General features: G+C 43.1%; 24 protein-coding genes. 18 read left to right on the forward strand and 6 right to left on the reverse strand.

Annotation, left to right across the window (positions count from 1 at the left end; all coding sequences use genetic code 11):
- Window positions 1-13 precede the first annotated feature (13 nt).
- Genes lepB through acpS form a run of 5 tightly spaced genes read left to right on the forward strand, consistent with a single transcriptional unit; the run spans window position 14 to window position 3581 of the window.
- The gene (gene lepB / locus I8J31_RS11840) at window positions 14-838 is read left to right on the forward strand and encodes a signal peptidase I (RefSeq protein WP_199468774.1); all 825 of its coding nucleotides are present in this window, start codon (window positions 14-16) and stop codon (window positions 836-838) included.
- 13 nt (window positions 839-851) lie between these two features.
- Window positions 852-1535 (forward strand): ribonuclease III, encoded by a 684-nt coding sequence (gene rnc / locus I8J31_RS11845; RefSeq protein WP_199468775.1) that lies wholly within the window; start codon window positions 852-854, stop codon window positions 1533-1535.
- Entirely contained in the window at window positions 1528-2430 is a 903-nt protein-coding gene (gene era / locus I8J31_RS11850; protein WP_199468817.1) for a GTPase Era, read from the forward strand. The genes rnc and era overlap by 8 nt, the downstream gene beginning before the upstream one ends.
- Window positions 2431-2435: 5 nt before the next feature.
- A complete protein-coding gene (gene recO / locus I8J31_RS11855) occupies window positions 2436-3173 on the forward strand; it encodes a DNA repair protein RecO (protein WP_199468776.1) in 738 nt (245 codons plus the stop codon).
- Between the two features lie 21 nt (window positions 3174-3194).
- Window positions 3195-3581: a holo-ACP synthase gene (gene acpS / locus I8J31_RS11860; protein ID WP_199468777.1), complete on the forward strand. Its 387-nt coding sequence runs from the start codon at window positions 3195-3197 to the stop codon at window positions 3579-3581.
- Here the strand turns inward: acpS and I8J31_RS11865 are convergent.
- The gene (locus I8J31_RS11865) at window positions 3548-6355 is read right to left on the reverse strand and encodes a response regulator (RefSeq protein WP_199468778.1); all 2808 of its coding nucleotides are present in this window, start codon (window positions 6353-6355) and stop codon (window positions 3548-3550) included. The genes acpS and I8J31_RS11865 overlap by 34 nt on opposite strands.
- Before the next feature lie 401 nt (window positions 6356-6756).
- On the opposite strand from I8J31_RS11865, the gene cysM reads away from it, so the two are divergent.
- The 10 genes from cysM to I8J31_RS11915 all read left to right on the forward strand — a co-directional run bounded on the left by cysM (window position 6757) and on the right by I8J31_RS11915 (window position 18402).
- Window positions 6757-7647 (forward strand): cysteine synthase CysM, encoded by an 891-nt coding sequence (gene cysM / locus I8J31_RS11870; RefSeq protein WP_199468779.1) that lies wholly within the window; start codon window positions 6757-6759, stop codon window positions 7645-7647.
- A 128-nt stretch (window positions 7648-7775) separates the two neighbouring features.
- Complete coding sequence (rlmD, locus tag I8J31_RS11875; RefSeq protein ID WP_233402736.1) at window positions 7776-9095, forward strand: 23S rRNA (uracil(1939)-C(5))-methyltransferase RlmD; 1320 nt, start codon at window positions 7776-7778, stop codon at window positions 9093-9095.
- 17 nt (window positions 9096-9112) lie between these two features.
- A complete protein-coding gene (gene relA / locus I8J31_RS11880) occupies window positions 9113-11362 on the forward strand; it encodes a GTP diphosphokinase (protein ID WP_199468780.1) in 2250 nt (749 codons plus the stop codon).
- Entirely contained in the window at window positions 11359-12177 is an 819-nt protein-coding gene (mazG, locus tag I8J31_RS11885) for a nucleoside triphosphate pyrophosphohydrolase (RefSeq protein WP_199468781.1), read from the forward strand. The genes relA and mazG overlap by 4 nt, the downstream gene beginning before the upstream one ends.
- A gap of 76 nt (window positions 12178-12253) precedes the next feature.
- Window positions 12254-14884: a phosphoenolpyruvate carboxylase gene (gene ppc / locus I8J31_RS11890; protein ID WP_199468782.1), complete on the forward strand. Its 2631-nt coding sequence runs from the start codon at window positions 12254-12256 to the stop codon at window positions 14882-14884.
- Window positions 14885-15109: 225 nt separating this feature from the next.
- Window positions 15110-15766 carry an adenylate kinase gene (gene adk, locus I8J31_RS11895; protein ID WP_199468783.1) on the forward strand — a complete coding sequence of 219 codons (657 nt, stop codon included), beginning with the start codon at window positions 15110-15112 and terminating at the stop codon, window positions 15764-15766.
- Window positions 15767-15773: 7 nt separating this feature from the next.
- Window positions 15774-16481: a tRNA (adenosine(37)-N6)-threonylcarbamoyltransferase complex dimerization subunit type 1 TsaB gene (tsaB, locus tag I8J31_RS11900; protein WP_199468784.1), complete on the forward strand. Its 708-nt coding sequence runs from the start codon at window positions 15774-15776 to the stop codon at window positions 16479-16481.
- A gap of 4 nt (window positions 16482-16485) precedes the next feature.
- The gene (locus I8J31_RS11905; protein WP_199468785.1) at window positions 16486-17286 is read left to right on the forward strand and encodes an undecaprenyl-diphosphate phosphatase; all 801 of its coding nucleotides are present in this window, start codon (window positions 16486-16488) and stop codon (window positions 17284-17286) included.
- A 47-nt stretch (window positions 17287-17333) separates the two neighbouring features.
- Window positions 17334-17615 carry a hypothetical protein gene (locus I8J31_RS11910; RefSeq protein ID WP_199468786.1) on the forward strand — a complete coding sequence of 94 codons (282 nt, stop codon included), beginning with the start codon at window positions 17334-17336 and terminating at the stop codon, window positions 17613-17615.
- Window positions 17608-18402 (forward strand): class I SAM-dependent methyltransferase, encoded by a 795-nt coding sequence (locus I8J31_RS11915; protein ID WP_199468787.1) that lies wholly within the window; start codon window positions 17608-17610, stop codon window positions 18400-18402. Before I8J31_RS11910 ends, I8J31_RS11915 begins: the two co-directional genes overlap by 8 nt.
- Window positions 18403-18406: 4 nt before the next feature.
- Here I8J31_RS11915 and I8J31_RS11920 read toward each other — a convergent pair whose 3' ends face one another.
- Window positions 18407-18619 (reverse strand): SlyX family protein, encoded by a 213-nt coding sequence (locus I8J31_RS11920; protein WP_199468788.1) that lies wholly within the window; start codon window positions 18617-18619, stop codon window positions 18407-18409.
- Window positions 18620-18909: 290 nt separating this feature from the next.
- Here I8J31_RS11920 and I8J31_RS21115 point away from each other — a divergent pair, with 290 nt between their 5' ends.
- Both I8J31_RS21115 and tpx read left to right on the forward strand, forming a co-directional pair.
- Entirely contained in the window at window positions 18910-19380 is a 471-nt protein-coding gene (locus I8J31_RS21115; RefSeq protein WP_325101199.1) for a cold-shock protein, read from the forward strand.
- A 31-nt stretch (window positions 19381-19411) separates the two neighbouring features.
- A complete protein-coding gene (tpx, locus tag I8J31_RS11930; RefSeq protein ID WP_199468789.1) occupies window positions 19412-19909 on the forward strand; it encodes a thiol peroxidase in 498 nt (165 codons plus the stop codon).
- A 120-nt stretch (window positions 19910-20029) separates the two neighbouring features.
- Here tpx and panD read toward each other — a convergent pair whose 3' ends face one another.
- The 3 genes from panD to dapE all read right to left on the reverse strand — a co-directional run bounded on the left by panD (window position 20030) and on the right by dapE (window position 22265).
- Complete coding sequence (panD, locus tag I8J31_RS11935) at window positions 20030-20410, reverse strand: aspartate 1-decarboxylase (RefSeq protein WP_199468790.1); 381 nt, start codon at window positions 20408-20410, stop codon at window positions 20030-20032.
- A 58-nt stretch (window positions 20411-20468) separates the two neighbouring features.
- On the reverse strand, window positions 20469-20840 hold the full coding sequence (locus tag I8J31_RS11940; protein ID WP_199468791.1) for a hypothetical protein: 372 nt from the start codon (window positions 20838-20840) through the stop codon (window positions 20469-20471).
- A gap of 279 nt (window positions 20841-21119) precedes the next feature.
- A complete protein-coding gene (dapE, locus tag I8J31_RS11945) occupies window positions 21120-22265 on the reverse strand; it encodes a succinyl-diaminopimelate desuccinylase (RefSeq protein WP_199468792.1) in 1146 nt (381 codons plus the stop codon).
- 79 nt (window positions 22266-22344) lie between these two features.
- On the opposite strand from dapE, the gene I8J31_RS11950 reads away from it, so the two are divergent.
- Window positions 22345-22551 (forward strand): hypothetical protein, encoded by a 207-nt coding sequence (locus I8J31_RS11950; RefSeq protein ID WP_199468793.1) that lies wholly within the window; start codon window positions 22345-22347, stop codon window positions 22549-22551.
- 9 nt (window positions 22552-22560) lie between these two features.
- Here the strand turns inward: I8J31_RS11950 and I8J31_RS11955 are convergent, their stop codons facing one another.
- A complete protein-coding gene (locus I8J31_RS11955) occupies window positions 22561-22905 on the reverse strand; it encodes an ArsC family reductase (RefSeq protein WP_199468794.1) in 345 nt (114 codons plus the stop codon).
- Window positions 22906-22910: the final 5 nt, after the last annotated feature.

A 22910-nucleotide genomic window follows, 5' to 3' on the forward strand; every position in this document is an offset into this window, starting at 1 on the left:
ATGGAGAGGTAGTATGGGTTTTGATTTCGAATTAATACTGGCGATTGCGTTTTTTGTTACCGGAGCTTTTTGGTTTTACGATCGTATTGTGTACTTACCAAAGCGCAAAGCTGTATTAGCGGATATGGCTCCTGAAGCCAAACAAGCGATTAGTAAAGAAGCGCAGCAGCGACTAGCTGAGACGCCAAGGCTGGTGGTGGAAGTAAAATCCTACTTCATGATTATTGCTATCATTTTTGGCTTGCGTTCTTTTGTTGTGGAGCCCTTCCAGATTCCATCTGGCTCTATGTTACCGACGTTAAAGATTGGCGACTTTATTTTAGTGAACAAGTTTGATTATGGGCTGCGTTTACCTGTATTGAATACCACTATTATTCCAACGACTGAACCTAAACGTGGTGATGTCGTGGTATTTAAATACCCTAGGGATCCTAGTTTAAACTATATTAAACGTTTGGTAGGCCTTCCAGGAGACACAATCAGCTACCATAATAAAACCTTGAAAGTGAATGGCAAGTTGGTTGAGACGGATTTATTGGCAGAATTATCGTCGTCTTTGAATGTTAACCGTGAGCCGGTTCGTGTGTTGCATGAAAACTTAGGTGGTGTTGATCACGAAATTTATAATAGCTTCCGACACAACCCATTGGAAGGTGACTGGGTGGTGCCTAAAGGCTCTTACTTTGTTATGGGCGATAACCGTGATAACAGTTCCGATAGCCGTGTATGGGGCTTTGTACCAGAAGCGAATATGAAAGGGCGCGCATTTTATGTGTGGCTTCATTGGGATGAGTTATTTAGTATCCCAAGTTTTAAGTATAATGGATTGATTAAGTAATTTTGGAGAAATTTTGAGTTCACAGTATCAAAAATTGAGTCGGCGAATAGGTTATTTTTTTGCTGACCTTGGATTGCTTGAGCTGGCGCTAACGCACCGCAGTTTTGGTGGAAAAAATAATGAACGCCTCGAGTTCTTGGGCGATTCCATTCTTAATTACGTGATTGCGGAAGGTCTTTTTCATCGTTTCCCGAAAGCAAAGGAAGGCGAGCTAAGTCGTTTACGGGCTTCTCTGGTAAAAGGCGATACCTTGGCGGAATTGGCGAGAGAATTTGAGCTAGGGGATTTTTTAAAGCTTGGTGCCGGTGAGCTAAAGAGCGGTGGTTTTCGTCGAGATTCGATTTTGGCAGATACGGTGGAAGGTATTATTGGTGCCATCTATTTAGACGCTGGAATGGATGTTTGCCGTCAGCATATTTTAGAGTGGTACAAAGAGCGCTTAGAAGCGACTTCCTTGAAGATAGTCACGAAAGACTCTAAAACGCTGTTGCAAGAATATTTACAAGCACGTAAGCATGCTTTGCCACAATATGAAGTCGTGCAGATTGTCGGTGAGCCCCACGACCAAACTTTTTATGTGCACTGTCAGATAGAGTTGTTTGATGAGGCGATTGAAGGCAAGGGTAATAGCCGAAGAATTGCAGAGCAAAATGCGGCAGCAAAAGCCTTGAAAAAAGTGGATCAAAATGATGTCTGAGACTGAAATTACCCATTGTGGTTACGTGGCGATTGTTGGTCGTCCCAATGTCGGCAAATCCACTCTACTGAATCACATTTTAGGGCAAAAACTTTCTATAACGTCAAGAAAGCCCCAGACCACCCGAGATCAGATTCTTGGTGTTAAAACAGAAGGTCATGTTCAGACCATCTATGTCGATACACCAGGGCTTCATCTAGGCGAGACGAAAGCCATAAACCGTATTATGAACAAAACCGCATCATCGGCTCTTAAAGATGTTGATCTGGTATTGTTTGTGATTGATGCGGATCGCTGGACCGAAGAAGACGAGTCCGTTTTGCAAAAGGTGAAGCATTCTCGTAGTCCGGTGATTTTGGTGGTAAATAAGGTCGATCAACTGGATCAAAAAGAAGATCTTCTGCCTCGTTTGGCAAACTTATCTGAACGTATGGAGTTTGCTCAAGTAGTGCCTATTTCTGCCTTGCGTAATAATAATTTGGACCGTCTCGAAAGACTGGTAGAAAGCTATATTCCGGCGGGGATGGCGTTTTATCCAGAAGACCAAATTACCAATCGTAGTTCGCGTTTTTTAGCAGCAGAAATTGTGCGTGAAAAAATCACCCGTCAATTAGGCCAAGAAGTGCCTTATGAAGTGGCGGTTCAGATTGAAGAATTTGTTTACGAAGAATCAGCCATACATATTAGTGCTTTGATTCTCGTTGAGCGTAATGGACAGAAGCGCATTATTATTGGTGAACGTGGCGATAAGATTAAACTTATTGGCAAAGAAGCGCGTATTGATATGGAGAATTTATTTCAGCATAAAGTCATGCTGAATCTCTGGATTAAGGTTCGTTCAGGTTGGTCTGATGACGAGCGAGCACTTGCCAGCTTAGGTTATCAGGAAGAATAGTCCGTATGCGCGCCGCAGCGTATGTGATTCACACTCGTCCTTTTCAGGACAGTAAGATCCTGCTGGATGTCTTAACTCTTGAACAAGGTTTGATTCGTGGGGTGTGGCGACTACCAAAAAAAGAGGCTCGGGTCATTCCTGGGTCTTTTTTGTGTTATGAAATGGAATATGTAGGCCGTAGTGAATTAAAAACCGTGCAGAGTTTAGAAGCGAACAAAGCGGCTTTTTCCTTGGAGGGGTTGCCTTTATATGCTGCGCTTTATGCCCATGAATTGCTTGAGCGCCTATTACCCCTTAATTTGCCTCTTCCTGATGTGTTTTATCTTTACCAGTGGTTAATTGAAAGCTTTTGCTCTGGGGTGCCTATCGCACCGTTATTGCGACGTTTCGAAGTGGGGCTATTCACTGAGTTGGGGGTGGGGATTAACATGGTCTCCACGGGGCGTGGGGAGTTGATTCAGCCCGATCAAGTGTATCAATTTCATCAAAAGTTTGGTTTGCGTCCTTATTATGGCGAGACGCTTAAACAGATACCGATTTTGTTTGTTGAAGGGCGTGTCGCTTTGGATTATCACGCTGGCAACTGGACAGATAAACAGGTGCTTAGTTTGGCAAAAGAGCTACATCGAAGCTGGTTAGATGGTCTGTTGAATGGTAAACCCGTTGTCGCTAGGGGCTTGCTGCCAAAGCAGATTTTTCAAGGGGAACGGCATTTAGGCGTGCCTATCTTCCGTGCATTGTAAGAATCCCTAGAGGGGTGTTTTTTGATTATTGGTATTGGCACAGATTTGGTCGAAATTGTCCGTATTGCTCAATCTGTTGAGCGCATTGGGGGGCGTTTTATTGATCGTATCTTGACGGCGGATGAAAAAAAAATCTGGGCAGAAATAGAAAACTTAGATCGAGCAAACGCTTATGTAGCGAAGCGTTTTGCAGCCAAAGAAGCGGCAGTTAAAGCGCTAGGAACGGGCATTGGTCGAGGTGTGAGCTTTCAGCATTTCAATGTGACTAATTTACCGTCGGGTCAGCCTGTACTGAAGGTTGATGAAAGCATTGAAGCTCGTTATGAGTCGCCTATTGTTTGGCATCTAAGTCTGACAGATGAAAGAGACTACGCTCAAGCCTTTGTTGTGCTTGAATCTAAAGGGTGAGGCCAAGAAATAAGTTGGCGGTTATTAAGTAGCTCTTCTATCGCTTCAATAAAGTCTTCTGCAACGCCTTCGACTTCCTCCATTCCTAACTCCTTTAGGTGGGTTTCTAGAAAACCAGCATGGCGCGCAACATTGATGGTGCCTGTGTATTTCGAGGCACCGTGAATTCTGTGAACAACCTGTATTAACTTTTCGGTGTCTTGGTTTTCTAGGTGGTGTCGGATGAGCTTTTTTTCGGCATCCAGTGAATCGGCTAACAATTCAAACATTTCTTTGGCGATAGCAACTTTACCATCCACTATATCCAGCGCCTTTGTCATATCAAAGATATCAGAGAGCTTTTTATCCACCTGATCAAGGTAGTTTTCTGATGCTGAGCAATAGGTTTCAATCGTGTTTAGCAGTATGGATTCATCGACCGGTTTGGTGAGGTAATCATTCATCCCACTGGCAAGAATTTGCTTCTGCTCTGATCCCAAGGCATGTGCTGTTAAAGCAATGATGGGGATGTTTTTATAGGTGTCTAATTTACGTAATTGGCGGGTGGTTTCCATGCCGTCCATTTCGGGCATTTGAATATCCATGAAAATAAGGTCGAATTGTTTTTCTTTTGCTAATTCGATGGCCTGCATGCCGCTGTATGCGAGTGTGACCTCGAGATCATTTGGGGTTAGCCAGTGCCCAAGTAGTTGTAAGTTGACTGGTGTATCATCTACAGCGAGAATTTTTAAACCTGCTAGCGCTGTTTTGGTTTTTTGTTCCGTCGTACGTTTGTTGTCATTGGCTTCCTGTTTGATTGGCTCTTCTAGGTTTTTAAGCGCATTGTAAAGGCGTTCATGACTGATGGGTTTCAGTAAGACCTCGTGGCACAGATCTTTTAGATCTGGATATTGGGCAATTTGTCCAGGTGGCTGAACCATTAAAATACAAGGTACATTGAATTCTTGCTTGGCATAGACAATCAACTCTTGAGCTTCTGAAACACTCTCTTCATTAGGACTGATATTGAGTAAAAGGGCATCGATTGTTTGGTGTTTTTGATTGAGCTGAACAATTAACTGCTCTAGGTCTGGGCAAGAAAGGCATTCAACATCAATTTCTTTGAAATAGTTGTTGAGATAGTTTTTATAGTTCTGGCTAGGTTCTAGCATGATGATATTGCGTTTCAATGGTGCTTTTGCTTCGGTGATCTTGTTGGAAGGTTGAAGGCTGATAGTGAAGCGAAAAGTTGAACCTATGGCAGGATCGCTATGTGCTTCAATTTTCCCTTTCATTTGTTCGACCAGTTTCTTCGTAATGACCAGTCCAAGCCCTGTACCGCCAAATTGTCTGGTGGTGCTGGTGTCAACCTGTGAAAAAGGTTTAAACAGGTGACTCATTTTATCTTCTGGAATGCCTATGCCGGTATCTATGATCTGAAAAGCCAGTTTAATTTCTTTTCTGTCTTGGTTAACAATACTGACTTTAGTTCGAACGGAACCTTGATAGGTAAATTTAATGGCGTTGCCGATTAGGTTGGTGAGAATTTGGCGAACCCGAATGCTGTCGCCAATAAACCATTCGGGGAAGTTTTTACTGAATTCAGGAACCAAGTCGATTTGTTTTTCTTTGGTCAGTAAGTTGATGCTTAGGGTTTGATAAACATCGTCGATAAGTTTTTTTAAATTAAAATGATTATTTTCAAGGCTTAGTTTGTCGGCTTCTATTTTTGAAAAATCAAGAATGTCACCAATTATAGCGAGTAGGCTGTTAGTGGACTGCTCTATGGTATCGATATAGAGCTTTTGCTGTTTATCTTTTAGATCTTTTTGCAGGATTTTGGTATAGCCAAGAATAGCATTAAGTGGTGTTCGTACCTCATGACTGATGTTGGCGAGAAACTGAGATTTGAGCCGATTTGATTCCATGGCTTCTTTATTCGCGATATGCAGTTGAGCGCTTTTTTCTTCCATACTGTCCATGCTGCGCCGAATATCTTCAGTGGACTGCTCTATGCCTGCAATGAGTTCTTCATTGTGGTGTTCCAGTCTTTCTGTTAGATCAAGTAGGTTTTTTTGTATGTCACTGTATTCAGGAGGGAGGGTCATTAGCTTGACGCTTGAAAACTGTCCTTTCACTAGCCTGTTTAATGACGTTGATAGTTTATTAAGTGGTCGAGTTAAGGCTTTTGTCGCTTTCCATGCACCGATGGCTGCAAGTAAGTTGAATAGGCTGAGGGTGAAAATAACTAGGCTAGCATAGCGGTATTTCTCGACTTGTATTTCTGCAGTATTGGCTTCGATTTTTGCCCAGCCTATTAGGTTTTTTTGGTGGGGTGAGCTAAATAGTTCGGTTTGTTGGCCTAAAGCACTATTAGGTGAGTGGCCAGAGTAATAAATAGGGCTGATGGACACTAAGAAATCATCGTATACCCAAGTGCGTAGTGTTTCTGGAAAGAGAGAATGGTTTGTTGAAGGTACTTTTCCCAACGAAAGTAGAACTTCTTTATTGCTGTCAAACAGTTGTACGCTGCTTATGCCTTTGTGGCTAAGTGCATCCTGTAGCATTTTAGACATCATTTTTTGATCGGAGAAGAGAATAGGATACTCGCTAGTCGTCGCTATTTGTTCGCTCATGTGTTCCGAGTGTTCGAAAAGGTTACGATCTAGGTCAGTAAAGCGAGTTGATATTAGGAAGCTGGAGCCTAATATACTGACAATGAAGACAGGAGAAAATAAAATCCAAAAAAGTTTACTATAAGTGCTAAGGGAAATGTTAAGGCCAAGATGCCTCATAATATAATGAGTCCTTTTAGTGATTTGATAGCAAGGGGTGGTCTAGTAGCAGACAAAATCCCCTTTCTTCTTTCGACGATCACACTCTCTATCATAGTTTTGACAGGCTAAAGCCTTCGTACGGGAAGGATTGCTAATATATTTACACTCTCGCCATTTTTTTCTCAGCTCGTCACTTGGGATTTTAGCAGAAGGACCTTCAAATAGGTCGCAACTACTAAGTGCCAGGATAGCTAAGAGAGGTGTTAGGCTCCTTAATAGACGCATGTTGTTTGCTCCAAAATGCGAAATCTAAACTAAGTTTATAACGCTTTCTTATTGTACTGTAGTGGCTAAGTGTTCTTAAATACACATCAGTGTTAATTTTTATTCCCTATGTGATCAATGTCAATGAAGTTTTTATGATTCAATATTCTACAATAGAGTCCTTAATTGGGCAGACTCCCTTGATTCGTTTACAGCGTCTCAACCCCAACTCAACCAATACTATTTTGCTAAAGCTAGAGGGACAAAATCCCGCGGGTTCAGTAAAAGACCGCCCAGCGCTGAACATGATCGTGCAGGCCGAGTTACGTGGTGATATTCAACCCGGTGATAGTTTGATCGAAGCAACAAGTGGTAATACGGGCATTGCTTTGGCGATGGCGGCGGCGATAAAAGGCTACCAAATGCATTTGATCATGCCTGATAATATGAGTCAGGAACGTAAGTCTGCTATGACAGCTTACGGTGCGATTCTGCATTTGGTGAGTAAAGAAGAAGGCATGGAAAGAGCTCGAGATCTTGCTCAAGAAATGCAGCAACAAGGTGTTGGTATTGTGCTTAATCAGTTCGCCAACCAAGATAACCCCAATGCTCATTATATGACCACGGGACCTGAAATTTGGCAGCAGACACAAGGCACAATCACCCATTTCGTCAGCTCAATGGGAACCACAGGAACGATTATGGGGGTTTCTCATTATTTAAAAGAGCAAAATAACGAGATTCAAATTATTGGTCTACAGCCTCAGGAAGGGTCGAGTATTCCTGGCATTCGCCGTTGGCCAAAGGCCTATTTGCCGTCAATATTTGATGAGACTCGAGTGGATACCGTGATGGACGTCTCTCAGCAAAATGCAGAAGTGACCATGCGACGCTTGGCAAAAGAAGAAGGTATCTTTTGTGGTGTTTCATCCGGCGGCTCTGTCGCCGCTGCATTAGCCTTATCTAATACCTTAGAAAATGCGACTATTGTGGCAATTATTTGTGATCGTGGAGATCGCTATTTATCAACGGGTGTTTTTAATTAAGTAATAATAGCAAATTAAAGCGTCGCTCTATTATGGATAGATGGCCAGATGGTCTAAAATGATGCGGGGAGATGTGAAAGCGTCTTCCCAAAACCATTTGTTTTAGATCCAGTAAAAAGAGAGCCCTTTTGATAAGAAGAAATTCGGCACGTCGCCAATCTAAAAAAATACCGCCTATGGGGCCTGTGCAGTCCTTTGGGGTGGATGGGCTAACTCACGATGCCAAAGGTGTGGCACGTTTACAGGGAAAAGTGACCTTTATTGCGGGAGCGTTACCGGGAGAAGTTGTTGAGGCTCGGGTGACTAAATCTGGGCGCCGTTTTGATGAAGCAATATTAACGAATATCTTACAAGCAAGCGATTATCGAGTGACTCCTGTTTGCTTGCATTTCGACCAGTGTGGCGGCTGTAGCTTCCAGCATTTAGCGCAACCGCAACAAATAGAAGCTAAGGTTAATTGGCTGCAAGGTCAGTTACGCAATCTTTCTTTGACTGAACCATTCGATATTTTATCCGATTCGACAACCCAATATCGTCGTCGAGCACGTATCGCTGTGCAAGTAAAAAACAATCAATTATTACTGGGATTTCGTAGCAAAGCGTCAAAGGATATTGTTTCTATTGATACTTGTATTGTGCTGACTGAGGCATTGCAAAAAGTATTTTCTTCATTAAGACAGGTGCTATTAGGCAGTGAGTTGGCGAATAAGTTAGGTCATATTGAATTGCTTGAAGACACTAAAGGTGTATCGGTTCTATTTCGTTTAACTTCTCCTATAAAAGAAACCCTTGAAGAAGAGTGGATTAGATGGGCGCAAGGGGAAAATATAGCGCTGTATTGGCAAGCACCAAAAGCGAGCAAGGCATCGGTTTTAGCAGAAGATATGCGTTATTATGATCTCGATGGTCAGAGATTAGCTTATCACCCTCAAGACTTTATTCAGGTCAATGAGGTGATGAATGAGAAAATGGTGACGCAAGCGCTAGAGTGGTTAAAGCCAGATAATGAGGATGTGGTTCTGGATCTATTCTGTGGCGTTGGTAATTTTTCTATTCCGTTAGCGAAAAGAGCCCAGCAAGTTATTGGTGTGGAAGTACAAGATAGCATGGTCGAAGCGGCGGCATTAAACGCCCAACATAATAATTTAAGTAATTTATCCTTTTTAGCTGCGGATTTAACCAAGCCAATTGCGGCGACTTTTGTTAAAAAGAAAATAACAAAAGTCTTACTTGATCCCCCTAGAGCTGGAGCGTTTGAGTTTCTAGATACCCTAATTAAAATTAAACCTAAGCAAATATTGTATGTTTCTTGCAACGCTTCTACCTTAGCAAGGGATGCTGAATATTTAGTCGCAAAGGGATATCAGGTGTCTCGTGTTGGTTTGATGGATATGTTTCCTCAAACGTCACATGTAGAGACCATGATGTTGCTACAAAAAAAGAAGTAATTTCGAAGGGTTAGTCGATGGTAACAGTAAGAAAAGATCATCCTATTTCTGATGATGGTAGCGTCAATATTGATGCATGGATGTCTCAGTTCGCAGATAAAGTGGATGATAATACTCGAGTTCCTTTACGAATGGCTTGTGAGCTTGCTCGTCAAGCAGAGCTTAAGTCTCCGCGACCTTCCTATTGGGGACCTCAGGCGAGCACTTTTCGAGCCGGTCTAGAAATGGTTGAAATATTGGCGGACTTTCGCGCGGATCAAGACTCTTTGGTCGCCGCTGCCTTATATCGTGTCGTGCGCGAAGATCAATTGCCTATTACGCGTGTCGTCGATATGTTTGGCCGAAAAGTCGCTTCTCTCATTGAGGGCGTGATTCGCATGGGTGAGGTGTCCAAGAATCTGACCGCGGATTCGGCTGCTGAAGTGCTTGGTAGCAGTGAGAATCAGCTGGAATCGCTACGGAAAATGTTGGTTTCCATTATTGATGATGTGCGGGTGGTACTGATTAAATTGGCAGAACGTGCCTGTGCGATTAAAGAGGCTAAGCATCAAGGTGAGGAGCGTCGTGTGGCTGTCGCTCTTGAAGTGCAAAGTGTCTATGCTCCTTTGGCCCATCGTTTAGGCATAGGTTATATCAAGTGGGAATTAGAAGACCTATCTTTCCGTTATCTTTTCCCTTCTGAATACAAGCGAATTGCCAAGTGGCTGGATGAAAAACGTCTCGACCGTCAGCGTTATATTGATGATGTTATTGGCCTATTAGAAGAGCGCTTGGAGAACATTAACATCCATGCAGACTTAATGGGGCGTGCAAAGCACATTTACAGTATTTGGCGCAAAATGAAGCGTAAAAATATTGGCTTTGATGAAGTCTATGATGTTCGAGCTGTGCGTATTTTGGTGAATGAGCCAATGGAGTGTTATACCGTTTTAGGAGTAGTTCATAACTTGTGGAAGCCGATTCCTCAAGAATTTGATGATTATATTAGTAACCCTAAAAGCAATGGCTATCAATCTTTGCATACGGCAGTTGTTGGCCCTCAAGGCCGAGTTTTTGAAATCCAAATACGTACGAAAAAGATGCATGAAGATGCTGAATTAGGTGTTTGTGCTCATTGGAAATACAAGGGCACAGATTTAAGCTCGAACAGCACCAGTTACGAAGAAAAGCTTCAATGGCTTAGAACGATTTTGGACTTCCATGAAGTGCAAAGTGATCTGGAGTCGCTTTCAGAACAAGTGCGCAGTGATATCGAGCAAGACCGTATCTATGTGTTTACTCCAGACGGGCATGTGGTGGATTTGCCGATGAATGCCACGGCGGTGGATTTTGCCTACCGTGTGCATACAGAAATTGGTCATCGCTGCCGTGGCGCTAAGGTGAATGGCAAAATCATTTCCCTTGTTACACATCTGAAAACCGGCGATAAAGTAGAGATTCTAACCACCAAAGAAGGCAGACCAAGTCGCGACTGGTTACATCCTACGTTAGGTTATGTGCAAACTAACCGAGCACGAGCTAAGATCCAAAACTGGTTTCGAAAAGAAGATAGGGAAAAGAATGCCGAGGCTGGTAAGTTGTTGTTAGATAAGCAACTTAAGCGTTTAGGGATTGAAGATAACCGCATTGATATGCAAAAAGTTTCTTCTCGCTTTAATTTCTCCTATGCGGATGAGGTTTATGTGGCACTGGGAGCGGGTGATATCCAGCTGGCTAAAGTGCTTCGAGTGATTGATGACATGTATAGCTTGGATGGTGATGTCGCTCCTTTACGCCCCATTCGAGTTAAAAAGAGCCGTCATAAGTCATCCGATAATGACATTCATATTCTTGGGGTCGGTAAATTGCTGACTCAGATGGCCAAGTGTTGTACGCCGATACCGGGGGATGACATTGTCGGTTATATCACCCAAGGCCGGGGTGTCTCTGTCCATAAACAAGACTGCATTAATATGGCTCAGTTAAGTTTAGATGAGCCAGAACGGGTGGTTGATGTCAGCTGGGGAGAAGAGCTAGATAACTTATACCCAGTCAATATCCAAGTGCAGGCTTATGACAGAACGGGCTTGTTAAATGATATTACCGGTTTGTTAGCCAATGAAAAGGTTAACCTGTTGTCGATGAATACCTTATCGGCAAAAGAAGACCATACTGCTTCTATCCGTTTTACGATTGAAGTGGGTGAATTGGGGGCGCTTAGTAAGCTGTTACATCGAATAAATCAATTACCTAACGTGCTGAGTGTATTTAGGGAAAAAGACTTTTGAGTGATTCGATTCAACACTTGTTAACCCTTATGAGGTGCTTGAGGGATGAGCAACATGGGTGCCCTTGGGACAAAAAACAAACGTATAAAACCATCGCCCCTTATACCCTTGAAGAAACCTATGAAGTATTGGATGCCATCGAACGAGAAGATTTTGACCACCTGAAGGAAGAGCTAGGCGACTTGCTTTTCCAGGTGGTTTTTTATGGGCAAATGGCCAGCGAGGAGCATCGCTTTGACTTTAATGATATTGCCGCAGGCCTTGTTGAAAAGATGCTGCGCCGCCATCCTCATGTCTTCCCTAGTGGTGAATTGGATAGCTTTAGTGAACCTGTTGGCTTATCGGAAGATGAATTAAAAGGTCAATGGGAGCGAATTAAAGCTCAAGAAAAAGCCAATAAAAAGATGCCTGCTCAGGGGGCTAGCCTATTGGATGAGGTGCCTGTTTCAATGCCTGCCATGATGCAAGCGGTTAAGATACAGAGCAAAGTTGCCAAGGTCGGCTTTGATTGGCATGATGTGACCCCTGTCTTTGCTAAGATAAGAGAAGAATTAGATGAGTTGGAAGAGGCGATTAAAGATCAACAACAGCCTCATATAGAAGAAGAAATGGGCGACGTATTGTTTGCGATGACTAACCTAGCTCGTCACCTCAAAGTGTCTCCAGATGTGGCATTAAATAAAACGAATGTTAAGTTTCGTCGTCGCTTTAGTCGAATCGAGGCGTTAGTATCGGCACAGGGTAAAACATTAGCTGGCTCTTCTTTAGAGGAATTAGACAGTTATTGGGAACAAGCTAAACGAGAAGGTTTATAGGGTTAGTTATCAGCTAATCGACAAGAAGTTCGTGCTTATTTAGAGAGCTTCGTTAGGCGATATTAGGAGGGTTAAGGTGAGTGATCGTCAGGCGTCATTACGAGAAAATGTGAGATTGCTAGGGGATTGCCTTGGTGAAAGCATGAGCAATCATTTGGGCGAAGACTTTTTGGATACGGTTGAAAATATCCGTCAGCTTTCTAAAGATGGTCGCCAATCTGGTGACTCAGCAGCATTGATTGAAGCGCTAGAGGCATTAGACGAAGAAGACATTGTTCCTGTTGCCCGAGCCTTTAACCAATTTTTAAACTTATCGAATATTGCTGAGCAGTATCATCGAGTGCATCGTCGTCGTACCAACGAAAGCTTGGGCGTTTATCATAATCCCATTGGTGATTTATTAGAGCGTCTTACCCAGCAAAACTTCACCGCAGATCAAATGCTTGAGTCGTTAAAATCACAATCGATTGAATTGGTGTTAACCGCTCATCCGACCGAAGTGGTACGTCGTTCTTTGATTCGAAAATACGATAACATTTCGAGTGAACTGGAAGCACTAGATAAAGACAATATTCTCCCCCTAGAAGAAACCAAGCATATTAGACGCTTGAAAGAAATTATTACCCAAGCTTGGCATACCGATGAAATTCGTGAAGATCGTCCAACACCTGTTGATGAAGCCAAATGGGGCTTTGCTGTTATTGAACAATCTTTGTGGCAGGCCGTGCCACGCTTTTTTCGTCAGTTGGACGAGCAATTTAGCAAGTTTTCTCAGGATGAGCATTTACCGCTCGATTTAGCCCCAATTAACTTTGCTACCTGGATGGGTGGGGATCGAGATGGAAACCCGAACGTTACCCATAAAGTGACGAGGGAAGTTACTTTGTTGGCCCGTTGGATGGCGGCGGATTTATATATTAAAGATTTAAATTTGCTGCGTTCTGAGTTTTCTATGACGCAATGCAATAGTGCGTTACGTGACCGAGTAGGTGACAGCGCTCAGCCTTACCGCGAAGTGTTAAGGCATCTAGAAAATAAAATGATTGCCACCAAAAACTGGGCTAAGTCTTGCTTGGATGGCGAGCCAGTTGCTAATGAGGATATTTTCCTTGATAGCCAAGAGTTGTTTGATGATTTGGTGTTATGTTATCAATCCCTATTAGACAGTGGCATGAAGGTCATTGCTAATGGCTCTTTATTGGATTTGATCCGTTGTACCGCTACTTTTGGTGTTACCTTGGTGCGTTTGGATGTGCGTCAAGATGCTTCCCGCCATATTGATGCCTTGTCGGCGATTACGCGTTTTTATGGTCTTGGCGATTATGCTGAATGGGATGAAGCTTCCCGCCAAGCCTTCTTGTTGACTGAGTTGAATTCGAAGCGTCCCTTGTTGCCGATGGAATGGTCGCCAACCGATGAGGTTAAAGAAGTATTAGATACCTTCGCGATGATAGCGAAAGGGCAGGCTAATTCCTTTGGCTCTTATGTTATTTCTATGGCGAGCGCACCTTCAGATGTTTTGGCGGTTGCCCTGATGTTAAAAGAGTCTGGCGTTAGCTTTCCAATGCGCATTGTACCATTGTTTGAAACGTTAGCGGATTTAGATAATGCAGAGCCCATCATTGAGCAATTGTTCTCCTTACCTTGGTACAAAGCCTATATTAATGGTCGTCAGGAGGTCATGATTGGCTATTCTGATTCAGCGAAGGATGCAGGTCAGATTGCGGCAACTTGGGGGCAATATCGTGCGCAGGAAGCGCTCACTCGGTTGTGTAAAAAACACGATATTCATCTGACACTTTTTCATGGTCGTGGCGGTACTGTTGGTCGTGGTGGCGGTCCGGCTCATGTCGCCATTCTTTCCCAGCCACCCGGTTCTGTTAATGGTGCAATTCGTGTGACTGAACAGGGCGAAATGATTCGTTTTAAATTTGGTATTCCTGATATCGCTGTTCGCTCCTTAGAGTTGTATTGTTCTGCGGTGATGGAGGCTTCATTAATACCAGCGCAAGCACCAAAAGAAGAGTGGCGTGCCATTATGGATGAAATGGCCGAAGTGGGGATGAACCAATATCGTTCCATTGTACGTGGTCATGAAGACTTTGTGCCGTATTTTAGGGCGACAACGCCTGAACAGGAGTTGGCTAAGTTGCCTTTAGGTTCTCGGCCTGCTCGTCGTCGTTCTGATGGTGGTGTTGAAAGCTTAAGGGCGATTCCTTGGATCTTTGCTTGGATGCAAATTCGCTTAATGCTGCCTGCTTGGTTAGGCGCTGAGAGTGCATTACAGCAAGCTATTGATTCTGGTAATTTAGAAAAGCTGCGAGAAATGCATAGTAAATGGCCTTTTTTTGGTGCTTATCTTGATATGTTGGATATGGTATTGGCTAAGGCCGAGCCAGAAATCGCAGAGTATTACGAAAAGCGCCTAGTGAATGAGAACTTGCAGGGGTTAGGACGCTTATTAAGAAGTAAGTTAAGTCAAGTCAGTGAATTGGTCAAAGAGCTTAAACAGCAGGAAAGGCTGATTGAAGACAACAAAACCATACGTCAGTCTATTGATGTGAGGAACCCTTATATTGACCCATTGCATTACCTACAGGCTGAGTTATTAAACCGTAGTCGTAAAGATGAAGATAACGCAGAAGTAAACAAAGCCTTGATGATTACTATGGCTGGCATTGCTAGCGGTATGCAAAATACGGGCTAATGCAACAATATGTATAAGAAATACTCACAATAGGCATGAGAATGTAGAAAATACGTCAGTATATTTGCATCTGTAAGCCTTGCTTCGGTATGCTTGGCGGCCATTAAATTTTTTAGTATGCAAGTGGTCTGCCTGTACGCTGTGTTTTCGCGCCTTTAGTGTGTTTACGTTTATTTTGGCAGTCATCCTTGCTAATCCGTTTTAGCTGACTTTGGAGACTTTTTTATGCGAGTAATTCTATTAGGTGCGCCAGGCGCTGGCAAAGGTACTCAGGCCCAGTTCATTACCGAAGAGTTTGGTATTCCACAAATCTCTACTGGAGATATGTTGCGTGCTGCGGTAAAAGCAGGCAGCGAAATGGGCTTAAAAGCCAAAGCGGTAATGGATGCCGGAGAGCTTGTATCTGATGATATTATTATTGGCTTGGTCAAAGAGCGTTTGACACAAGATGATTGTGTTAATGGCGCTTTGTTTGATGGCTTTCCTCGTACTATCCCGCAAGCGGATGCGTTGAAAGAAGCCGGTGTTGAGATCGACTATGTAGTTGAAATTGATGTGGCCGATGAAGAAATTGTTAAACGTATGAGTGGTCGTCGAGTTCATGAAGGGTCTGGCCGTATTTATCATGTTGTTTATAACCCACCAAAAGTGGCTGGTAAAGACGATGATACGGGTGAAGAGCTCATTCAACGTGCGGATGATACAGAAGAGACTGTTCGTAAACGTCTTGGTGTTTATCATGATCAAACGGCACCGCTTATTGGTTATTACCAAGATTGGTTGCAAGCCGATGCAGCGAATGCCCCTAAGTTTGTGAAAGTGAACGGTGTTGGTGATTTGAATGACATTAAGCAAGGTTTACTGGCATCACTAAAGGCTTAATTTTTCAATGACTGCTATTTTAGCTTTAGATACTTCAACGCCAGCCTGTTCCGTGGCGTTGAATATTGATGGCGTGGTGCTGGAAGATTTCCGTATGGCACCACGTATGCATAATGATTTGATTCTGCCCATGGTAGATCAAATTTTAAGTCAGGCAGGGCTTGTTTTAACTGACCTTGATGCAATTGCATTTGGGCGTGGTCCTGGTTCTTTTACCGGCTTACGTATCAGTGCTGGCATTGTGCAAGGGCTTTCCTACGGTGCTGACTTACCTGTTATTCCTGTTTCTACCTTGGCGGCCTTGTCTTTAGAAGGGTTTCAAAAGACTGGCGCGAATTATTGGTTATCCGCGTTAGACGCTCGAATGGGAGAAGTCTATTTGGGCGGTTTTCGTGTTAATAAAGCCAATGGTCAATATGACATTGATGTACTGATAGAAGAGTGTGTGATTAAGCCTGATTCTTTGTCTGGGTTTACTCAAAGTTTCCAAGGGGTTGGGTCTGGCTGGTGTTACGAAAAGCTATTAACCCCGTTACTTCCCGAATCTCCTGAGCATGTTTTAGTGGATTTAGCACCTCGTGCTGCCTGTATTGCTGAATTGGCTTTATTGCAATTTAATAAGGGAGAGGTGGTGTCTTGTTATGATGCCATGCCTATCTATTTACGTGATGAAATTAGCTGGGAAAAACAGGCTCCTCGAATAGGAAAGCGTTAATAATATGCTCTGGTATCACATTGTTTTTCTGGCTCTAATTCAAGGCCTTACTGAGTTTTTGCCAGTATCAAGCTCCGCGCACCTTATCCTTCCTGCACAGTTGTTTAATTGGCCGGATCAAGGGCTAGCGTTCGATGTGGCTGTTCATCTGGGTACTTTAATTGCCATCGTAGGCTATTTTCGAAAAGACATTATTCAGATTGTTGTGGCTTGGGCGGTGTCTCTAAAAGATAAAAAATCGACTGCAGACAGTCGGCTTGCCTGGTGGATTTGCTTAGCAACGATTCCTGCTTGTATTGCTGGCTTTGTGTTTAATGACTTTATTAGCACTAACTTGCGCTCTATTGAAGTCATTGCGTATGCGACTATAGGTTTTGGTGTTTTACTTTGGTTATCTGATCGCTATGGCTTGGCTTATAAAACAGAGCAAAATTTGGGTTTTAAAAGTGTTCTTTATATTGGCCTTGCTCAAGCACTGGCTTTGATTCCTGGCACATCGCGCTCTGGTATTACCATGACTGCAGCTCGTTTCTTGGGTTTTAATCGCGTAAGCTCTGCACGTTTTTCATTCCTTTTATCCATTCCGCTTATTTTTGCTGCCGGCAGTTTAAAGCTTCTTGAGCTTTTGTCTTCGAATATACCGGTTGATTGGTTGAGTATCTCGATCGGCGTGGTGTTATCCACAATCAGTGCTTATCTTTGTATTTATTTGTTTTTAAAATGGCTGAATGTGATTGGCTTTTTACCATTTCTTATTTATCGGTTAATTTTGGGAGCAGTGCTTCTTGTGATTGCTTATACTTAAGATAAGCATGGCTAATAAATGAATACGTTGCTCAGGGGTTAATGTAAATGCAAATCGGTGCTCAATTTCCTGTTGTACCAAATGCTTCCGGCTCGAGAAGTGCATTTCCTGTTCAGGTTCAAGGGGCGAAGACAAGTGTTGCTCCTTATTCTCAACCTAGCCCTGGGGCACAGTTTGAAGGGGTTTCTGCACAAACGGAATCTCGTTTTAGTCGCTATGGTGACTTTGGCGCTAATACTAGAGCGGCGTTAGAAACTTATCAAGCGACTGAATCCTTGGCGAGTAATAATCCCAGACATGCTTTAACTGGGGTGGATGTTTTTGCTTAACTCTCTTGCGGTAGCAACCACGGATGTCTCTCTTAACTCTGAATCCCGTCTATTAGCTGAGTCTTTATCTCTTCCATTTATCCTCCTTAAAAGTTCTATTAAGTTTGTTGTGGATTATGACTACTTACTTCTTAATACCTTAGAGGGTATTGCCATTGCCAAAACCGGAAAGGGCGCTCCTAAACCTGTTTATGTGGACTTTACTTCGGGGGCTGTAGATCATCGCCGCCGCTTTGGTGGAGGAAAGGGACAAGATATTGCGAAAGCGGTGGGGTTGAATAAAAGAGCGGATTTAACCGTCTTGGACGCAACGGCGGGTTTAGGTCGAGATGCCTTTGTCTTAGCGTGTTTGGGGTGTGAGTTATCTTTATGTGAGCGAGTGGGTTTTGTTCGGACCATGCTGAAAGATGGCCTTTATCGCGGTTCTTTGCATTATGAAGTGGCAGAGATTGTTAGCAAAATGACTTTGTTAGAAGGTGATATTAGGCAAATAGGTTCAGAGCAAAAGTTTGATGTGGTGTATTTGGATCCCATGTATCCCCATACAGAAAAATCTTCCGCCGCCGCGAAAAAAGAAATGGCTTTTTTCCGCGACTTGATCGGTAAGGATGCTGATGCAGATGATTTACTGCCCGATGCCATCGCATTAGCTGAATACCGAGTTGTGGTGAAGCGTCCTAAAGGGGCGCCTTTTTTGAATGCAATGGAACCCACCTATCAATTAGAAGGAAAGTCCGGACGCTTCGATATTTATGTCCTGAAGTCCTTAGACTTGCCTGTTACCTAGTGTACTAGTAATGGGGTGGGCGTTCGCCCTCATGAATCGTTTGTTGTTGGCGATAAGTGTCTAATTGTTTACCTAAGGCGGCGAGTTTTTCTTTCACCAATAGCATGTCCTTTTGTTGGGTCACGAGAGCTTGATTCAAGCTCTCGATCACATCTTCTTGATATTGCAGCTTAAACTCTAATTCATCTATGCGTTGGTTGGTTTCTGAGGTGTTCATGGATACCTTCTGTGTGTTAATCTTATTGAGCTAAGCTCTTATTTTTTGAGCCTTTCTATACGATTTATGATGCAAGTACTGATCATGGGCAGTGGAAGAGTGGCTTGGAAATTGCTCTTTGAAAGAAGTTAGTTATTTTACTACTATCTTCTTTAGCTTCACATGGCGATTTTGAAAAGAGCATGGTGAAAATATCTATTTATTCACTTTTTGTACTAATAACGGGGCCCATTCTCTATTTAGAAGGGCCTTGCTTCACAATAATATTTAATTTTATAAGAGATACAGTTATGAATGATCATCAGGAAAATGTTACACGTAATAATGGATCTTCTGTTGGTTCAAGTTTGTTTTCGTTACGTGCTTTTATTGTCAGCCTAATTATCGCTTTAATCTTACCTTTGCTAATGGCTGGGGTTTTGAAAGAGGAAATAGCGACAAATTACCTAGTATATTTTGCTTTTCTTTTGGTATCTGTTTATGTCGGTACCATGGTAAGTCAGATTAAGTCTTCTGGTTATGATGCAGATTCTGAGGAAGATGAAGACGATGACCGTGAGCAAGGAATGGTTAAATGGTTTAACTCGTCAAAAGGCTTTGGCTTTTTAACAATGGAGAATGGTGATGATGTCTTTGTTCATTACCGGGCTATCCGTGGCCGTGGCCGTCGTTTTCTAGTAGAAGGTCAATTGGTGCGTTTTTATGTCACTGAAGGTGAAAAAGGCAAACAAGCTGAGAACGTTTCAATTGTTCGTGGCTAATTTTTAACATTGAATTTTTGAGGCTTTTATTATGGCAACGGTAACATTAAAAGGTAATCCTTTTGAGACAATTGGTTCGCTTCCTGCTGTAGGTACGGCGGCTCCTGCATTTGAGTTGGTAAAAACCGATTTGTCTGTTGCGACTTTGGCGGATTTCCAAGGTGCTAAATTAGTATTAAATATTTTTCCATCGGTAGATACGCCTACCTGTGCAACATCTGTTCGTAAATTCAATGAATCTGCTGCGGCCTTAAAAGGGGTTAATGTGGTTTGTGTTTCTGCAGACTTACCTTTTGCGGCGGCGCGTTTTTGCGGTGCTGAAGGCATTGATAATGTTGATGCTGTATCAAGCTTCCGTTCGACTTTTGGTGACGATTATGGCCTTGCTTTTACTACTGGGCCATTAACGGGGCTTTTGTCTCGTGCTGTTGTGGTGCTGGATGAAAGCGGTAAAGTCATCTACACAGAGCAAGTGGCTGAAACAGCCGATGAGCCTAATTACGAAGCGGCGCTAGCTGTTCTAGCTTAAGCTTTAGGCAGGTATTAAAAAGCCCGTTTTCTATAAATAGAAAACGGGCTTTTGTATTCTAGTGTGATTTAGATACCTTTTCACGAAGTCGCGCGCACAACAGTCGTGCAAAGGTTCCAATTAGTTTTTTTGCATGGGTATTGTATTGGTCGAGCGTTCAACACTATTATCTTGATTGAGATAAACCAACTTAGGTTTGAAACTATCGGCTTCAGCTTCACCCATTTGTCCGTAGGCGGCAATGATGACTCTGTCACCAACTTGAACTCTTCTCGCTGCTGCGCCATTCATGGATATCGTCCTTGAGCCTGCTTCTGCAAGAATGACATAGGTGTGGAAACGTTCACCGTTATCAACGTTATAGATATCAATTTTTTCAAATTCTCTAAGGCCAGCTAGCTCGACTAGGTCTTTGTCTATGGCGCAGGATCCATCGTACCAAAGCTCCGCTTGAGTAACGCTCGCCATGTGGAGTTTGCCTTTAAGTAGTGTTATTTGCATTTATGTAGTCTCTGTTCTTGTGTCTAAAATGGGATATTTTTGATGAAGTGCTGGAAGGTCAATTCCAAATAAAAGGGCCTTCACCATAGCTATTAATTTGCCACCATTGGTCTGGGTCCTGTTCGCTTTCTTCTTCCCACCCTTGAAAGTTACAGCGTACTTCACAGTTAAGAACCTCAAATGCGCGCTTTGCACAGCTAATGTCATCTTCCCAAGGGGTTTTGTCTGAATCAAACCAAATAGAAGTGAAGCGCTTACCCGCTGCCTGTTCTAAGATGGTGACTTCAATGTCATCATCGTTTGAGCGAATGATTACTTTTGAACAGGGCGATGATATGCCTTTACTGATAAGAGTGAATTCCTCTTCAAGCCAGGCAATGATTTTATCGGTTGGACAGGATAATACATATATTTCTATGTCGGGTTGCATCTTGCTAGTCCTTCTTTTTAATCATGTTGTAAATCCTGAAGACGCTCATAGATAAGTAGCCGACCACAGTCCATAGTACTCCGCATGCAGCAATAGCTAGACCAATGAGGGCGATGATTTCTTGGGATGTGGAGGTAATTAATACTTGGTCGGAGACCATTACCATTAAAACGCCGAAGGCAAAAAGTAACCCGCCTTGTATCATTCTGGCTAGCGCAAGCCTTGGGTTGTTACCCAATTTCATAAAGAAATGATGCAAGGCATTTTTAATGTTCATGATCAGGATTTATTAGCGAATAGGTTAACAAGTATGCGCTGATAAATTGTTGATAGCTGGTTTAAGCTGTCGGCATCGACGCATTCATTTATTTGGTGGATAGTATCGTTTATTGGACCAAGTTCAACCACTTGAGTGCCCATTTTTGCGATAAATCGACCATCAGATGTGCCGCCCGAAGTGGAGAGCTCGGGGGTGATGTTGACGGTCTTTTGTACAGCGTCAACGATAGCATCAACCAATTCACCTGGGCGAGTTAGGAAGGGGAGTCCATTATAGGTCCACTCAACATCATAGCTAAGTTGATGTTTGTCTAAAATATCAATGACACGAGATTTTAAAGTGTCAAAGTCAAGCTCTGATGAGAAGCGAAAATTGAATAAGGCGTTTAGTGTGCCTGGTACGACATTGGTTGCCCCAGTGCCTGAATTCAGATTCGAAACTTGAAAGCTGGTTGGGGGGAAGAAGTCATTGCCATCATCCCAATGGGTGGTCGATAGCTCAACAATGGCTGGAGCGGCTAGGTGAATTGGGTTCTGTGCTAGATGTGGATAAGCAACATGACCCTGTTTCCCATAAATGGTGAGATCGCCACTAAATGAACCGCGCCGGCCATTCTTGATAATATCGCCAAGGGTATGGGTGCTAGAGGGCTCACCGACAATGCACCAATCTACGGTTTCGTTTCTAGCCATCAAGGCATCTACAACACGAGTTGTGCCATCAACAAAAGGACCTTCTTCATCACTGGTAATTAAGAAAGAGATTTGCCCTTCATGATCTGGGTGCTGTTGAATAAAGCTTTCAACCGCCGTTACCATGGCCGCTAGGCTACCTTTCATATCGGCTGCGCCACGACCATATAACATGCCATCAATAATTTTTGGCTCAAAAGGTGAGACTTTCCAGTCTTTTTCTGGGCCAGTTGGGACCACGTCGGTATGGCCTGCAAAACACAGATTAGGGCCAGTGGTACCGCGTTTGGCATAGAAGTTTTTCACCTCACCAAATGGCATGTATTCAATGTTAAAGCCAATGCGCTTTAGACGTTCGATCATGACGTCCTGACAGCCCGCATCTTCTGGTGTCACTGAAGGGCGAGAGATAAGGTCAATGGCAAGTTCTAGGGTCGGTGACAAGTCGGTCATTCTTTACCTTTGTGTTTGTTTTCGCTACCTTATGAGAGATTCTGCTACTATAGCAGGAGTGTCTACAAAAGGTGGGGTTATGAAATTTGCTGTCGTTTTTCTTCTTGGTTTGATTTCTACGGGTTGTTCTTTATTTTTACCGCCTCCGCCAATGGTGCAGGAGTCTTATTTTGTTCCTGTCATCCGCTCTGATTCTTCTTCTGCTGGTTACACACCAACGGTGACTCCAATGCAGCAAAGAAAAGAACCTCCAGCACCGCGCATTTATACACCGGTTTTGCGTTGAAATGGATTGTCAGATAAGGTGTTTACTGTAGTCTTCCGTATTAAAGCCTAATATGAGCTGATCGCTGACTTCTATTAATGGCCGCTTGATCATGGAAGTCTGGTTAACAATAGTGGCTACTGCCTTTTCATTGTCCATGCTGATTTTTACGTCATCTTCTAGTTTTCGCCAAGTCGTGCCGCGCTTATTGATAACAGTTTCCCAGCCAAGTTGCTCAATCCAAGCTTTCGCTTTGCTTTCGTCAAGGCCGTCTTTTTTGTAGTCATGGAAGACGTATTCAATCTTATTGTCATCTAACCAGCGAAACGCTTTTTTCATCGTGTCACAGTTTTTGATGCCGTAAATTTTAATCATTTTTC

The sequence above is a fragment of the Marinomonas transparens genome, assembly GCF_016463975.1.
Lineage (GTDB): Bacteria > Pseudomonadota > Gammaproteobacteria > Pseudomonadales > Marinomonadaceae > Marinomonas > Marinomonas transparens.